General features: G+C 62.1%; 22 protein-coding genes. All 22 read left to right on the forward strand.

The window, feature by feature from the left end:
- The first annotated feature begins 2 nt into the window (after positions 1-2).
- The 22 genes from rplP (at position 3) to rplQ (ending at position 13055) form a co-directional block, all read left to right on the forward strand.
- A complete protein-coding gene (rplP, locus tag ACN0V4_RS08515) occupies positions 3-416 on the forward strand; it encodes a 50S ribosomal protein L16 (protein ID WP_417675018.1) in 414 nt (137 codons plus the stop codon).
- A 223-nt stretch (positions 417-639) separates the two neighbouring features.
- Positions 640-1260 carry a 2OG-Fe(II) oxygenase family protein gene (locus ACN0V4_RS08520; RefSeq protein ID WP_417675020.1) on the forward strand — a complete coding sequence of 207 codons (621 nt, stop codon included), beginning with the start codon at positions 640-642 and terminating at the stop codon, positions 1258-1260.
- Between the two features lie 87 nt (positions 1261-1347).
- On the forward strand, positions 1348-1821 hold the full coding sequence (locus tag ACN0V4_RS08525; RefSeq protein WP_417675022.1) for an acyl-CoA thioesterase: 474 nt from the start codon (positions 1348-1350) through the stop codon (positions 1819-1821).
- Between the two features lie 173 nt (positions 1822-1994).
- A complete protein-coding gene (gene rpmC / locus ACN0V4_RS08530) occupies positions 1995-2201 on the forward strand; it encodes a 50S ribosomal protein L29 (protein WP_417675024.1) in 207 nt (68 codons plus the stop codon).
- 12 nt (positions 2202-2213) lie between these two features.
- Positions 2214-2444, forward strand: coding sequence for a 30S ribosomal protein S17 (rpsQ, locus tag ACN0V4_RS08535; RefSeq protein ID WP_417675026.1), 231 nt, complete (start codon positions 2214-2216; stop codon positions 2442-2444).
- Between the two features lie 75 nt (positions 2445-2519).
- A complete protein-coding gene (rplN, locus tag ACN0V4_RS08540) occupies positions 2520-2888 on the forward strand; it encodes a 50S ribosomal protein L14 (protein WP_005621870.1) in 369 nt (122 codons plus the stop codon).
- Between the two features lie 2 nt (positions 2889-2890).
- Positions 2891-3202 carry a 50S ribosomal protein L24 gene (rplX, locus tag ACN0V4_RS08545; protein WP_417675028.1) on the forward strand — a complete coding sequence of 104 codons (312 nt, stop codon included), beginning with the start codon at positions 2891-2893 and terminating at the stop codon, positions 3200-3202.
- On the forward strand, positions 3195-3755 hold the full coding sequence (gene rplE / locus ACN0V4_RS08550; protein WP_417675030.1) for a 50S ribosomal protein L5: 561 nt from the start codon (positions 3195-3197) through the stop codon (positions 3753-3755). The genes rplX and rplE overlap by 8 nt, the downstream gene beginning before the upstream one ends.
- A gap of 18 nt (positions 3756-3773) precedes the next feature.
- Positions 3774-4079, forward strand: coding sequence for a 30S ribosomal protein S14 (gene rpsN / locus ACN0V4_RS08555; RefSeq protein WP_417675032.1), 306 nt, complete (start codon positions 3774-3776; stop codon positions 4077-4079).
- Between the two features lie 13 nt (positions 4080-4092).
- Positions 4093-4485: a 30S ribosomal protein S8 gene (gene rpsH, locus ACN0V4_RS08560; protein WP_417675034.1), complete on the forward strand. Its 393-nt coding sequence runs from the start codon at positions 4093-4095 to the stop codon at positions 4483-4485.
- Positions 4486-4496: 11 nt separating this feature from the next.
- Positions 4497-5030 (forward strand): 50S ribosomal protein L6, encoded by a 534-nt coding sequence (gene rplF / locus ACN0V4_RS08565; protein ID WP_417675036.1) that lies wholly within the window; start codon positions 4497-4499, stop codon positions 5028-5030.
- 11 nt (positions 5031-5041) lie between these two features.
- Entirely contained in the window at positions 5042-5401 is a 360-nt protein-coding gene (gene rplR, locus ACN0V4_RS08570) for a 50S ribosomal protein L18 (protein WP_417675038.1), read from the forward strand.
- 115 nt (positions 5402-5516) lie between these two features.
- Positions 5517-6095, forward strand: coding sequence for a 30S ribosomal protein S5 (gene rpsE, locus ACN0V4_RS08575; protein ID WP_417675039.1), 579 nt, complete (start codon positions 5517-5519; stop codon positions 6093-6095).
- Between the two features lie 3 nt (positions 6096-6098).
- Complete coding sequence (gene rpmD, locus ACN0V4_RS08580; protein WP_417675041.1) at positions 6099-6287, forward strand: 50S ribosomal protein L30; 189 nt, start codon at positions 6099-6101, stop codon at positions 6285-6287.
- 176 nt (positions 6288-6463) lie between these two features.
- A complete protein-coding gene (locus ACN0V4_RS08585; protein WP_417675043.1) occupies positions 6464-7492 on the forward strand; it encodes an Atu2307/SP_0267 family LLM class monooxygenase in 1029 nt (342 codons plus the stop codon).
- A 268-nt stretch (positions 7493-7760) separates the two neighbouring features.
- A complete protein-coding gene (gene rplO / locus ACN0V4_RS08590) occupies positions 7761-8234 on the forward strand; it encodes a 50S ribosomal protein L15 (protein WP_417675045.1) in 474 nt (157 codons plus the stop codon).
- Between the two features lie 107 nt (positions 8235-8341).
- The gene (gene secY / locus ACN0V4_RS08595) at positions 8342-9712 is read left to right on the forward strand and encodes a preprotein translocase subunit SecY (protein WP_417675047.1); all 1371 of its coding nucleotides are present in this window, start codon (positions 8342-8344) and stop codon (positions 9710-9712) included.
- Positions 9709-10353: an adenylate kinase gene (locus ACN0V4_RS08600; protein ID WP_417675049.1), complete on the forward strand. Its 645-nt coding sequence runs from the start codon at positions 9709-9711 to the stop codon at positions 10351-10353. Before secY ends, ACN0V4_RS08600 begins: the two co-directional genes overlap by 4 nt.
- A 202-nt stretch (positions 10354-10555) precedes the next feature.
- Positions 10556-10924, forward strand: coding sequence for a 30S ribosomal protein S13 (gene rpsM / locus ACN0V4_RS08605; RefSeq protein WP_417675051.1), 369 nt, complete (start codon positions 10556-10558; stop codon positions 10922-10924).
- 14 nt (positions 10925-10938) lie between these two features.
- Positions 10939-11328 carry a 30S ribosomal protein S11 gene (gene rpsK, locus ACN0V4_RS08610; RefSeq protein WP_417675053.1) on the forward strand — a complete coding sequence of 130 codons (390 nt, stop codon included), beginning with the start codon at positions 10939-10941 and terminating at the stop codon, positions 11326-11328.
- Between the two features lie 112 nt (positions 11329-11440).
- Positions 11441-12457, forward strand: coding sequence for a DNA-directed RNA polymerase subunit alpha (locus ACN0V4_RS08615; RefSeq protein WP_417675055.1), 1017 nt, complete (start codon positions 11441-11443; stop codon positions 12455-12457).
- 178 nt (positions 12458-12635) lie between these two features.
- A complete protein-coding gene (rplQ, locus tag ACN0V4_RS08620) occupies positions 12636-13055 on the forward strand; it encodes a 50S ribosomal protein L17 (RefSeq protein ID WP_417675056.1) in 420 nt (139 codons plus the stop codon).
- The last annotated feature ends 62 nt before the right edge of the window (positions 13056-13117 follow it).

Here is a 13117-nt window from a genome sequence, read left to right on the forward strand (position 1 = left end):
AAATGCTTCAGCCTAAGCGTACGAAATTCCGCAAGATGTTCAAAGGCCGGATCAAGGGCGAAGCCAAAGGCGGCTCCGACCTGAACTTCGGTCACTTCGGCCTCAAGGCGCTCGAACCTGAGCGGGTCACCGCCCGTCAGATCGAAGCCGCCCGTCGTGCCATGACGCGTCACATGAAGCGTCAGGGTCGCGTCTGGATCCGCATCTTCCCGGATACCCCGGTGACGTCGAAACCGACCGAAGTCCGGATGGGTAAAGGTAAGGGTTCGGTGGACTATTGGGCCGCCAAGGTCAAACCCGGCCGGATCATGTTCGAGCTGGAAGGCGTCAGCGAAGACGTCGCTCGTGAGGCCCTGCGCCTCGCCGCGATGAAGCTGCCGATCAAGACCCGGGTCGTGGTCCGCGAGGACTGGTAATCGCGGTCCGGGATGACCCCCGGACGATGACATCGAAACCCCCGTCGAGCGATCGGCGGGGGTTTTTTGTTGCGGCCGGTCGGGCAGAAGGGGGGGCTCTGCCCCCATCGCCTGTGGCGATCCCCCCGGGATATTTCTGCCAGATCGAAGGGGAGGGGCGGGGCGACGGCAGTGGGGCAACGCGCCTCTCGCGCCGGCCAGCGCGGCGCGGTAAAACAGGACCATGTCACAGATCGAATCGCTCTTCGTCACCCGCCTGTACCGTGCCGCGCTGCGCGAACATGGCCCCGTCATCGACCCTGCCGAGCTGGAGGCGTCGTGCTATTCCATCGCCGAGGATGACGAGGCGGGGCAGGAGTGGTGCGAGGACAACGGCTATCCCGGCTATACCTCCTATGCCTCGCTCACCGATCTGCCCTGGCGGTTCCCGATCTTTGCCGATCTGGTCAAATCGCTCGATGCCCATGTGGCGGCCTTCCTCGAGGATCTGGAATTCGATCTGGATGGGCGCGAGCTGAAGCTGGAAGACATCTGGATCAATATCCTGCCCGAGGGTGGCACCCACGCGTCGCATATCCACCCGCACAGTGTCATCAGCGGCACCACCTATGTGTCGATGCCCGAGGGCGCCAGCGCGATCAAATACGAGGATCCGCGCTCTGCCATGCTGATGGCGGCGCCGCCGCGGCGCAAGGACGCCCGGCGCGAGCTGCAGACCTTCGTCTACGTGGCTCCCGAGGTTGGCGATGTGCTGCTGTGGGAAAGCTGGCTGCGCCACGAGGTGCCGCTGAACCAGGCCGAGGAAGAACGGATCAGCGTCAGCTTCAACTATAGCTGGGCCTGATCGCCCGACAGGGAGGAGAGACAGCCTAACCGGGTCGCGGTGCGCCGCGGCCCTGTCCGCGATCCTCATTCTCCGAAGGGCCTGTCGATGGATCCTCGCAAACTCGAAATGACCGTGCTGATGACGCCCGACATGGCGAATTTCAGCGGCAAGGTGCACGGCGGCGCCTTGCTCAACCTGCTGGACCGGGTGGCATTCTCCTGCGCATCGCGGTTTTCCAAACAATACGCGGTGACGCTTTCGGTCGATCAGGTGACCTTCAAGGAGCCGATCAACGTTGGCGAGCTGGTGACCTTCCGGGCCAGCGTCAACCTGGCTGGGCGAACCTCGATGGAAATCGGCATTCGGGTTGAGGCGCAGGACATCCGCGCCGGCACCAGCCGGCATACCAATTCTTGTTATTTCACCATGGTCGCGGTGGACGAGGCCGGCGCGCCGACCGAAGTGCCGCCGCTCGCGGTGCTGGACGAGACCGAGGCCCGGCGCCAGCGGGCGGCCGAGATGCGCAAGAAGTTGCGCCGCCAGTTCTCCGACGAAATGAAGAAGGCCTCCCAGGGCTGAGGCGGAGCGCCAGGGCTCCAAGTTTTCCCTTGCCCTTCATGCGCCCCCCGTGTAGTGAGCCCCATCTCACGGATTCCCGCCCTGGCGGGATTCGTGTGTTTGCAATTCATCCACCAGGTTCAAGGTGACCCGTCAAAAGGGGCCTTCTGGTGTTTTGAGAAAAGGAAGAGGCGATGAACGCCAAAGAACTGCGTGACAAGACGCCGGACCAGCTGCGTGAAGAGCTGGCCAACCTGAAAAAAGAAAGCTTCAACCTGCGCTTTCAACAGGCGACCGGTCAGCTGGAAAACACTGCTGGCATCAAGGCGGCGCGCCGCAATGCTGCCCGCGTGAAGACCATCCTGAACGAAAAAGCTGCTGCTGCAGCCGGCAACGCATAAGGAGCCTGACAGATGCCCAAACGTATTCTTTCCGGCACCGTGACCAGCGACGCCAACGAACAGACCGTCACCGTTCTGGTGGAGCGTCGCTTCACCCATCCGGTTCTGAAGAAGACCATTCGTAAGTCCAAGAAATACCGGGCTCACGACGAGAAGAACGCCTACAAGGTGGGCGATACGGTTCGCATCATTGAGTGCGCGCCGAAGTCGAAGACCAAACGCTGGGAGGTTCTGGAGGCCTAAGCCGCCAGAGCCTTTTGGCTTGTCGAAACCCTGGGGGGAACAACAGACACACCCCCATAGGTCGGGAGAAACCTCATGATCCAGATGCAGACCAATCTGGATGTCGCTGACAACTCCGGCGCTCGCCGGGTGCAGTGCATCAAGGTCCTGGGTGGCTCCAAACGGAAATACGCGTCGGTGGGTGATATCATCGTCGTTTCCGTGAAGGAGGCCATCCCGCGCGGCCGCGTGAAGAAAGGTGACGTCCGCAAGGCCGTCGTCGTGCGCACCGCCAAGGAAGTCCGCCGTGAAGACGGCACCGCGATCCGCTTCGACCGCAACGCGGCCGTGATCCTCAACAACAACAACGAGCCCGTCGGCACCCGTATCTTCGGCCCGGTTGTTCGCGAACTGCGCGCGAAGAACTTCATGAAGATCATTTCGCTGGCTCCGGAGGTGCTGTAATCATGGCTGCGAAACTCCGCAAAGGCGACAAGGTCGTCGTGCTGGCCGGCAAGGACAAGGGCAAAGAGGGGACTATCACCTCTGTCGACCCGAAGGCCGGCAAAGCTGTTGTTGACGGCGTCAACATGGCGATCCGCCATACCCGCCAAAGCCAGACCAGCCAGGGCGGCCGCCTGACCAAGGCCGTGCCGATCGAGCTGAGCAACCTGGCGCTTCTGGACAAGAACGGCAAAGCCACCCGCGTCGGCTTCCGCATGGAAGGCGACAAGAAGGTGCGTTTTGCCAAGACCACGGGGGACGTGATCGATGCTTGATGCTGCAACCTACACCCCGCGCCTGAAAACGCTGTACAAAGACACCATCCGCGCCGCTCTGACTGAAGAGTTCGGCTATAAGAACGGGATGCAGCTGCCCAAGCTGGACAAGATCGTTCTGAACATCGGCTGTGGCGCCGAGGCGGTCAAGGACAGCAAGAAGGCGAAATCGGCTCAGGAAGACCTGACCATGATCGCCGGCCAGAAAGCCGTCGTCACCAAGGCGAAGAAATCCATCGCTGGCTTCCGCGTGCGTGAAGACATGGCGCTGGGTGCCAAGGTGACCCTCCGCGGTGACCGCATGTATGAATTCCTCGATCGTCTGATCACCGTTGCGATGCCGCGCGTGCGCGACTTCCGCGGTGTGAAGCCCTCCTTCGATGGCCGCGGCAACTTTGCCATGGGCCTGAAGGAGCACATCGTGTTCCCCGAGATCGAGTTCGACAAGGTCGACGAGGTCTGGGGGATGGATATCATCATCGCCACCACAGCGAAAACCGACGCGGAAGCGAAGGCGCTGTTGAAGCATTTCAACATGCCGTTCAACAGCTGATCGCGGGAAGGAAAAGACATGGCTAAGAAAGCAATGATCGAACGCGAGAAAAAGCGCGAGCGGCTGGTGGGGAAATACGCCGACAAGCGCGCCGCGCTGAAAGAAATCGCGAATGACGAGAGCCGCCCGATGGAAGAGCGCTTCAAGGCGCACCTGAAACTGGCGAAACTGCCGCGCAATGGCTCGGCGACCCGTCTGCACAACCGTTGTCAGCTCACCGGCCGTCCGCACGCTTACTATCGTAAGCTGAAGGTCAGCCGGATCATGCTGCGGGAACTGGGCTCGAATGGCCAGATCCCCGGTCTCGTGAAGTCGAGCTGGTAAGGAGGGCATAGATATGAACGATCCTATCGGCGATATGCTCACCCGTATCCGCAACGCGCAGATGCGCGGCAAAAGCACCGTCATGACTCCGGCGTCGAAACTGCGCGCCTGGGTTCTGGATGTGCTGGCGGACGAAGGCTATATTCGCGGCTACGACAAGGTGACCGGTGCTAACGGTCATCCGGCGCTGGAAATCAGCCTGAAATATTTCGAAGGCGAACCTGTTATTCGCGAACTGAAGCGGGTCTCCAAACCCGGTCGTCGCGTTTATATGGGCGTCAAGGACATCCCGTCGGTCCGTCAGGGCCTGGGCGTGTCGATTGTCTCCACCCCCAAGGGTGTGATGTCGGATGTGAACGCTCGCAGTGCCAATGTTGGCGGCGAAGTGCTCTGCACCGTCTTCTAAGGAGGTCAGACATGTCTCGTATTGGTAAGAAACCGGTCGAGCTGCCCAGCGGCGTAACTGCCACTGTGTCCGGCCAGACCGTCGAAGTGAAGGGGCCGAAAGGCACCCGCAGCTTTACCGCCACCGACGACGTCACCATCACTGTCGATGACAGCACGGTGAAGGTCGAGCCGCGTGGCAAATCCAAGCGCGCCCGCCAGCAATGGGGGATGTCGCGGACTCAGGTCGCCAACCTCGTGGCCGGCGTGACCGCAGGCTTCAAGAAAGAGCTTGAAATCCAAGGTGTGGGTTACCGCGCTGCGGTGCAGGGCAATTTCCTGAAGCTGAACCTCGGCTACAGCCATGACGTGGATTTCGAAATCCCCGCCGGCGTGACCGTGACCGCACCCAAGCAGACGGAAATCGTCGTCGAGGGCATCGACCAGCAACTGGTCGGCCAAGTCGCCGCGAATATCCGTGAATGGCGCGCGCCCGAGCCCTATAAGGGCAAAGGCATCCGCTATAAGGGTGAGTATATCTTCCGCAAGGAAGGCAAGAAGAAGTAAGGACGCTCAAGATGGCAAACAGCAAACGTACCCTGTTTCTGAAACGCCGCCTGCGCGTTCGGAACAAGCTTCGCAAGGTCAACGCGGGGCGGCTTCGCCTCTCGGTGCACCGCTCGAACAAGAACATCAGCGTGCAGCTGATCGACGACGTTCGTGGCGTGACTTTGGCCTCGGCTTCCACCCTGGAGAAAGATCTGGGTGTGGTCGGCAAGAACAACATCGAAGCGGCCACCAAAGTGGGCGCGACGATTGCCGAACGCGCCAAGAAAGCCGGTGTGGAAGAGGCCTATTTCGATCGTGGCGGCTTCCTCTATCACGGCAAGGTGAAGGCTCTGGCCGACGCTGCGCGTGAAGGTGGTCTGAAGATCTAAACAGTGCGGGCGGTGGCGACACCGCCCCGATGATCCGGGAGCCGCGGCGCTGGCGCGGCGGCTCACCAGGATTGAGACAAGCCGGCGCCTGGCGCCAGGATGAAAGGAATGCCGTATGGCAGAACGTGATAACCGTCGGGGTAACCGTCGCGAACGCGAGGAAACCCCCGAATTTGCCGATCGTCTGGTCGCAATCAACCGGGTGTCGAAAACCGTAAAGGGTGGTAAGCGCTTTGGCTTCGCCGCTCTGGTGGTGGTCGGTGACCAAAAGGGCCGTGTCGGCTTCGGCAAGGGCAAGGCCAAAGAGGTCCCCGAGGCGATCCGCAAGGCCACCGAGCAAGCGAAACGCCAGATGATCCGCGTGCCGCTGCGTGAAGGCCGTACCCTGCACCACGACATGCACGGCCGTTGGGGCGCGGGCAAGGTCGTCATGCGGGCGGCTCCGGAAGGGACCGGGATCATTGCCGGTGGTCCGATGCGCGCCGTCTTCGAAATGCTCGGCATCAAAGACGTGGTGTCGAAGTCGATCGGTTCGCAGAACCCCTACAACATGATCCGCGCCACGCTCGACGGTCTCAAGAAAGAGCAGTCGCCGCGTCTGGTCGCGCAGCGTCGGGGCAAGAAGGTCGCTGACATTCTGCCCAAGCACGAGCATCACGCGCCGGCCGCCGAGCCGGTTGCAGAGGAGGCGTAATCCATGGCCAAGACCATCGTTGTCAAACAGATCGGCTCGCCGATCCGTCGCCCCGCCAAACAGCGCCTCACGCTGATCGGCCTGGGCCTGAACAAGATGCACAAGACCCGCGAGCTTGAGGATACCCCTTCGGTCCGCGGCATGGTCAACTCGATCCCGCATCTGGTCGAAATCATCGAAGAACGCGGCTGAGCCTGCGCCGGGCTTCGGCCCGGGTCAGCTCCAGCGATCTGACAAGGCGTCCTGGGTTCTCCCGGGGCGCCTTTTCGCTTGGCGGTGAGGGCATCGCACAGGACTTGTGCGGCGGGGTGGCTAGGCAGAAGGGGCCCGGTGACCTAGTTTCCCTTTCGAAATCTTGGGAGACGGTCATGGAAGTGGGGCTCTACACCTTCGGCGATATCGGCACTGATCCGGTCACCGGCCATCGGGTCGACGCGCAGGCGCGGCTGGACAATCTGATGGAGGAGATCGAGCTGGCCGATCAGGTCGGGCTGGATGTCTTCGGCCTGGGCGAACATCACCGGCCCAATTATGCCGTGACCGCGCCGGCGGTGGCGCTGGCGGGGGTGGCCCGGACCACCAAGTCGATCCGGCTGAGTTCCGCGGTCTCGGTGCTCAGCTCCGACGATCCGGTGCGGGTGTTCGAACAATTCTCGACATTGGACAGCCTGAGCAACGGCCGGGCCGAGCTGATGGTGGGGCGCGGCAGTTTCATCGAGAGCTTTCCGCTCTTCGGCTATGATCTCGATGATTACGACGAACTCTTCGAGGAAAAGCTGCAGATGCTGCTGGCGATCAACGAAGGGGAAAAGCTGCGGTGGAAGGGGACCAAGCACACCCAGCGGGTCGAAGGGCTGGGGGTCTATCCGCGCCCGGTGAAGGGCAAGCTGCCGGTCTGGATCGCCGCCGGTGGTACACCCAACAGCATGATCCGCGCGGGCGTCCTCGGCTGCCCGCTGGCCCTGGCCATCATCGGGGGGGAGCCGCGCCGGTTCAAGGCGCTGGCCGATCTCTATCGCCGCGCTGCCGATCAGGCGGGCAATGGCGACAAGGCGCGGGTGTCGCTGAACGTGCACGGTTTCGTGGGCGAGGATGGCAAGGCCGCGGCTGACCTGTTCTTCCCGGCGCAGAAGGCGGTGATGGACCAGCTCGGCCGCGAACGCGGCTGGCCCCCGCAGAGCCGGGCGCAATACGACGCCGCCATGGGTCCGGAAGGCGCGATGTTCGTGGGATCTCCGGCGCAGGTGGTCGACAAGATCCTCGGACTGAAGGAAGATCTGGGCTTCGACCGGGTGTCGATCCAGATGGCGATCGGGGTGATCGAACACAAGGAAATGTTGAAGGCGATCGAGGTGCTGGGCACCAAGGTCGCGCCCGAGCTGAGGAAGGCGGGGTAGGGGACGCTTTCAGCAAGACCCGGAAGAACGCCGGGTCTTGCGATCGGGTTCGAGGCCGATTCTTCCGCGGGGCGGGAGGCGAGTTCTGCTCTGAATAAATTCATTTGAAGGCGCGGCGGCGAGGGGGAGGCTGCCACCAAATCCTTGCAACGAAGCCCGCTGGCGTCTATACGCGCCCGGTGGCCCCTTGGGCCCGACTCAGCAACAAACAAGAAACGCCGTGGTCGTCCCATCCGCTTCGGGGGCGCATCCGGCAAGGAGAAGCGACATGAAACTTAACGAACTTCGCGACAATCCCGGCGCCGCACCGAAACGCAAGCGCATTGCCCGTGGTCCGGGCTCGGGCAAGGGCAAGACCGCCGGTCGCGGTATCAAAGGTCAGAAATCCCGTTCGGGCGTGGCCATCAATGGCTATGAAGGCGGCCAAATGCCGCTGTACCAACGGCTTCCCAAGCGCGGCTTCAACAAGCCGAACCGCAAGGACTATGCCGTTGTGAACCTGGGCCTGATCCAGAAATTCATCGAAGCTGGCAAGCTCGACGCCGGCTCGGCCATCACCGAGGACGCGCTGGTCGCCTGTGGCCTGGTGCGCCGCAAGCTGGACGGCATCCGCGTGCTGGCCAAGGGCGAATTCAGCTCGAAAGTGACCATCGAGGTCACCGGTGCTTCGCAGCCCGCAATTGCTGCGGTCGAGGCAGCCGGCGGCGCTCTGAAGGTCGCAACCGTCGAAGCTGACGCCTAAGCGGTTGTGGGCGGCTTCCGAGCCGCTTAAATAGACCTCAGTTTTCCATGACGCCGCTCGTGCCGGAAAACGGCCCGGGCGGCGCAGTCATAAGAGAGACCTCTTTCATGGTATCAGCAGCGGAACAAATGGCGGCGAACACGAGCTGGGCCGCGCTCGGCAAAGCCACCGATCTGCGCAACCGCATCCTCTTCACCCTGGGCCTGCTGATCGTCTACCGGCTGGGCACCTTCATCCCCGTGCCGGGGATCGACGGGGCCGCGCTGCGTAACTTCATGGAAGGTGCGGGGCAGGGGATCGGCGGCATGGTGTCGATGTTCACCGGCGGCGCGCTTGGGCGGATGGGGATTCTGGCCCTCGGGATCATGCCCTATATCTCGGCCTCGATCATCGTGCAGTTGCTGACCGCCATGGTGCCCGCGCTCGAACAGCTCAAGAAAGAGGGCGAGCAGGGCCGCAAGAAGATCAACCAGTACATGCGCTATGGCACGGTGGTGCTGGCGACGGTGCAGGCCTACGGGCTTGCCGTTTCGCTTGAGGCGGGCGATCTGGCCACCGACCCGGGGCTTTATTTCCGCTTCTCCACCGTGGTGACGCTGGTCGGCGGGACCATGTTCCTGATGTGGCTGGGCGAACAGATCACCTCGCGCGGGATCGGCAACGGCACCTCGCTGATCATTTTCGTCGGCATCATTGCCGAGGTTCCGGCCGCGCTGGCAAAGTTCCTGGCCTCCGGTCGCTCCGGTGCGGTCAGCCCGGCGGTGATCGTGGGCGCCATCGTCCTGGTGATCGCGGTGATCACCTTCGTGGTCTTCATGGAACGCGCCCTGCGCAAGATCCATATCCAATACCCGCGCCGTCAGGTCGGGATGAAGGTCTATGACGGCGGCTCGTCGCACCTCCCGATCAAGGTGAACCCGGCCGGGGTGATTCCGGCGATCTTCGCCTCGTCGCTGCTCCTGCTGCCGACCACCATCTCGACCTTCTCGAGCAGCGCGGCGAGCGGTCCGGTGATGTCCTGGCTGCTGGCGAACTTCGGGCCGGGGCAGCCGCTCTATCTGCTGTTCTTCTGCGCGATGATCGTCTTCTTCGCCTATTTCTATACCTTCAACGTCTCGTTCAAACCGGACGATGTGGCGGACAACCTGAAGAACCAGAATGGTTTCGTTCCGGGGATTCGGCCGGGCAAGAAGACGTCGGAATATTTCGAATATGTGGTGAACCGCATCCTGGTGCTGGGCGCGGCCTATCTGGCCTTCGTCTGTCTGATGCCGGAAATCCTGCGCGGCCAGTTCCATGTGCCGTTCTACTTCGGCGGCACCTCGGTCCTGATCATCGTGTCGGTGACCATGGACACCATCCAGCAGGTGCAAAGCCATCTTCTGGCCCATCAATACGAGGGGCTGATCGAGAAATCCCAGCTGCGGGGTCGCAGCGGTAACAAGAAACGTGCAAAACGAGGGCCGGCACGGCGATGAATATCATTCTTATGGGCCCGCCGGGGGCGGGCAAGGGCACACAGGCGCGCAATCTGGTGGAAACCCGCGGCATGGTGCAGCTGTCGACCGGCGACATGCTGCGCGAGGCCAAGGATAGCGGTACCGAGATGGGCAAGATCGTCGCCGAGGTCATGGCCAAGGGGCAGCTCGTCACCGACGAGATCGTGATCGGGCTGATCAAGGAAAAGCTGGAGACGGTGAAGGCCAATGGCTTCATCTTCGACGGCTTCCCCCGCACCCTGGCGCAGGCTGATGCCCTGGGCAAGCTGCTGGAAGGCGAAGGCCAGACACTGGACGCCGTCATCGAGATGGAGGTTGACGACGCCGCCCTGGTGCAGCGGATCACCGCGCGGTCGACCTGTGCCCATTGCGGTGAGGTCTATAACGACATCACCAAGCCGATCCCGGCCGATGGCAAGTGCACGGTCTGCGGCGGAACCGAGTTCAAGCGGCGCGCCGACGACAATGAGGAAAGCCTCAAGACCCGGTTGATGGAATACTACAAGAAGACCTCGCCGCTGATCGGGTACTACTATGCCAAGGGCATGCTGACCAAGATCGACGGGCTGGCCGATATCGACACGGTGCAGGGCGAGATCGCCGCTGTGCTGCATAAATAGGGCCGGACATACAGCCGGGGGTTGACGCTTGGGGCAAAACCCCATATCGACCCGCATCCCCATGGGGAATCAAAGGCGTGGCGGGATTCGCCCGGCGCGCCGATCACCTCGCAAAAGTGCCGGCTTCTGGTATTGATCAGCGGTCGAGCGTTGTGAAAAAAGGTTCTGGAGATACGGAACCGCAACGAAAGGAAAGTGACACGTGGCACGTATTGCCGGCGTAAACATCCCGACCTCTAAACGGGTCCCGATCGCCCTCACCTATATCACCGGTATCGGCCATACTTCGGCCAAAGCCATCTGCGACGCCGTCGGCATCGACCAGACCCGCCGGGTCAACGAACTGACCGACGCCGAAGTTCTGCAGATCCGCGAACATATCGACGCCAATTACACCGTCGAAGGCGACCTGCGCCGCGAAACCCAGATGAACATCAAACGTCTGATGGACCTGGGTTGCTATCGTGGTCTGCGTCACCGCCGCAACCTGCCCGTCCGTGGTCAGCGCACGCATACCAATGCGCGCACCCGCAAAGGCCCGGCGAAACCCATCGCCGGCAAGAAGAAGTAAGGGGAGGCTGATCAATGGCACGTGAAAAGACTCGCGCTAAGAAAAAAGAGCGCAAGAACATTGCCGCCGGCGTGGCGCATGTGAACAGCTCGTTCAACAACACCAAGATCCTGATCTCGGACGTTCAAGGCAACGCGATCTCCTGGTCGTCGGCCGGCACCATGGGCTTCAAGGGCTCGCGGAAGTCGACCCCCTACGCCGCCCAGATGGCCGCTGAAGACGCTGGCCGCAAGGCGCAGGAACATGGTGTGAAGACCCTGGAAGTCGAAGTGCAGGGCCCCGGCTCGGGCCGTGAATCGGCACTGCGCGCGCTGGCTGCCGTCGGCTTCAACATCACCTCGATCCGGGATGTCACCCCGATCGCCCATAACGGCTGCCGCCCTCCGAAGCGTCGCCGCGTCTAAGGGCAGAACGATTTGAACGGGGCTGTGCCACTGCACGGCCCCGGTCCGTCATTTGAAACCTCGGGCGTCTGGGCTTTAGGACATGGAGCGCAGACAGGAATGGAGGGACCGCATGATCCATAAGAACTGGGCCGAACTGATCAAGCCGACGCAGCTTGAGGTGAAGCCGGGCAACGATCCCGCACGCCAGGCTACTCTGGTTGCTGAACCGCTTGAGCGCGGCTTTGGTCTGACTCTGGGCAATGCGCTGCGCCGGATTCTGATGTCGTCGCTGCAAGGCGCGGCCATCTCCAGCGTCCAGATCGACAACGTCCTGCACGAGTTTTCGTCGGTCGCCGGCGTGCGCGAGGATGTAACCGACATCATCCTGAACCTCAAGGGCGTGTCGCTGAAGATGGAAGTCGAAGGGCCCAAGCGCCTGTCGATCTCCGCCAAAGGCCCGGCCGTGGTCACCGCCGGTGACATCGCCGAAACCGCCGGGATCGAGGTTCTGAACCGCGATCACGTGATCTGTCATCTGGATGATGGCGCCGATCTGTTCATGGAACTGACCGTGAACACCGGCAAGGGCTATGTCTCGGCCGACAAGAACCGGCCGGAAGATGCCCCCATCGGTCTGATTCCGATCGACGCGATCTATTCGCCGATCAAGCGCGTCAGCTATGACGTCCAGCCGACCCGTGAAGGTCAGGTTCTGGACTATGACAAGCTGACCATGAAGATCGAAACCGATGGCTCGGTCACTCCGGACGACGCCGTGGCCTTCGCTGCGCGTATCCTGCAGGACCAGCTGTCGATCTTCGTGAACTTCGACGAACCCGAGGCCGCCGGCCGCCAGGACGAGGATGACGGGCTGGAATTCAACCCGCTGCTTCTCAAGAAGGTGGACGAGCTGGAACTGTCGGTCCGTTCGGCGAACTGCCTGAAGAACGACAACATCGTCTATATCGGCGACCTGATCCAGAAGACCGAAGCCGAGATGCTGCGCACCCCGAACTTCGGCCGCAAGTCGCTGAACGAGATCAAGGAAGTGCTGTCCGGCATGGGTCTGCACCTTGGCATGGATGTCGAGGACTGGCCGCCTGACAACATCGAGGATCTGGCGAAGAAATTCGAAGATTCCTTCTGATTGCGGGGGGCGGACCGGTGGTCCGCCCTGCGCCACCCGGGTGCGGGCCCTTCGCCCGCCCCAACTGCCCGGGCCAAGCGGGATTTGATCCTGCTGCGCCCCAAGGAGAGCCGGTGACACGCATCGCCGGTCGGACAAAGCAAAACCGCCCGTAGAGGGCAAAAGATGGAGAAAGACAATGCGTCACGCACGTGGCTATCGCCGCCTGAACCGCACCCATGAACACCGCAAGGCGCTGTTCGCCAACATGGCCGGCTCGCTGATCGAGCACGAGCAGATCAAGACGACTCTGCCGAAGGCCAAGGAACTGCGTCCGATCATCGAAAAGATGATCACGCTGGCCAAGCGCGGCGATCTGCACGCCCGCCGTCAGGCCGCTGCCCGTCTGAAACAAGACGCGCATGTTGCCAAGCTGTTCGAAATTCTCGGCCCGCGCTACAAGGATCGTCAGGGCGGTTATGTCCGGGTTCTGAAAGCCGGCTTCCGCTATGGCGACATGGCACCGATGGCGATCATCGAATTCGTCGATCGTGATGTCGACGCCAAGGGCGCAGCCGACAAGGCCCGCGTCGCTGCCGAGGAAGTCGCCGAGGATTGATCTCGGCCGCCTGGCAAAGGCTCTGGTACAGAATTCAGGGGCGTCCCGTCGGGGCGCCCCTT

The organism is Pseudodonghicola sp. (assembly GCF_048268305.1).
In the GTDB taxonomy this organism is placed as follows: Bacteria; Pseudomonadota; Alphaproteobacteria; order Rhodobacterales; family Rhodobacteraceae; genus Pseudodonghicola.

Coding starts and splice junctions, on each gene's coding strand:
- ACN0V4_RS08520 (WP_417675020.1), top strand. CDS start 640: ATGTCACAGATCGAATCGCTCTTCGTCACCCGCCTGTACCGTGCCGCG.
- rplQ (WP_417675056.1), top strand. CDS start 12,636: ATGCGTCACGCACGTGGCTATCGCCGCCTGAACCGCACCCATGAACAC.
- rpsK (WP_417675053.1), top strand. CDS start 10,939: ATGGCACGTGAAAAGACTCGCGCTAAGAAAAAAGAGCGCAAGAACATT.
- rplP (WP_417675018.1), top strand. CDS start 3: ATGCTTCAGCCTAAGCGTACGAAATTCCGCAAGATGTTCAAAGGCCGG.
- rplX (WP_417675028.1), top strand. CDS start 2,891: ATGGCTGCGAAACTCCGCAAAGGCGACAAGGTCGTCGTGCTGGCCGGC.
- rpsE (WP_417675039.1), top strand. CDS start 5,517: ATGGCAGAACGTGATAACCGTCGGGGTAACCGTCGCGAACGCGAGGAA.
- ACN0V4_RS08615 (WP_417675055.1), top strand. CDS start 11,441: ATGATCCATAAGAACTGGGCCGAACTGATCAAGCCGACGCAGCTTGAG.
- rpmC (WP_417675024.1), top strand. CDS start 1,995: ATGAACGCCAAAGAACTGCGTGACAAGACGCCGGACCAGCTGCGTGAA.
- rplO (WP_417675045.1), top strand. CDS start 7,761: ATGAAACTTAACGAACTTCGCGACAATCCCGGCGCCGCACCGAAACGC.
- rpmD (WP_417675041.1), top strand. CDS start 6,099: ATGGCCAAGACCATCGTTGTCAAACAGATCGGCTCGCCGATCCGTCGC.
- ACN0V4_RS08600 (WP_417675049.1), top strand. CDS start 9,709: ATGAATATCATTCTTATGGGCCCGCCGGGGGCGGGCAAGGGCACACAG.
- rplE (WP_417675030.1), top strand. CDS start 3,195: ATGCTTGATGCTGCAACCTACACCCCGCGCCTGAAAACGCTGTACAAA.
- rpsQ (WP_417675026.1), top strand. CDS start 2,214: ATGCCCAAACGTATTCTTTCCGGCACCGTGACCAGCGACGCCAACGAA.
- rplF (WP_417675036.1), top strand. CDS start 4,497: ATGTCTCGTATTGGTAAGAAACCGGTCGAGCTGCCCAGCGGCGTAACT.
- rpsH (WP_417675034.1), top strand. CDS start 4,093: ATGAACGATCCTATCGGCGATATGCTCACCCGTATCCGCAACGCGCAG.
- rplN (WP_005621870.1), top strand. CDS start 2,520: ATGATCCAGATGCAGACCAATCTGGATGTCGCTGACAACTCCGGCGCT.
- ACN0V4_RS08585 (WP_417675043.1), top strand. CDS start 6,464: ATGGAAGTGGGGCTCTACACCTTCGGCGATATCGGCACTGATCCGGTC.
- rplR (WP_417675038.1), top strand. CDS start 5,042: ATGGCAAACAGCAAACGTACCCTGTTTCTGAAACGCCGCCTGCGCGTT.
- secY (WP_417675047.1), top strand. CDS start 8,342: ATGGTATCAGCAGCGGAACAAATGGCGGCGAACACGAGCTGGGCCGCG.
- ACN0V4_RS08525 (WP_417675022.1), top strand. CDS start 1,348: ATGGATCCTCGCAAACTCGAAATGACCGTGCTGATGACGCCCGACATG.
- rpsN (WP_417675032.1), top strand. CDS start 3,774: ATGGCTAAGAAAGCAATGATCGAACGCGAGAAAAAGCGCGAGCGGCTG.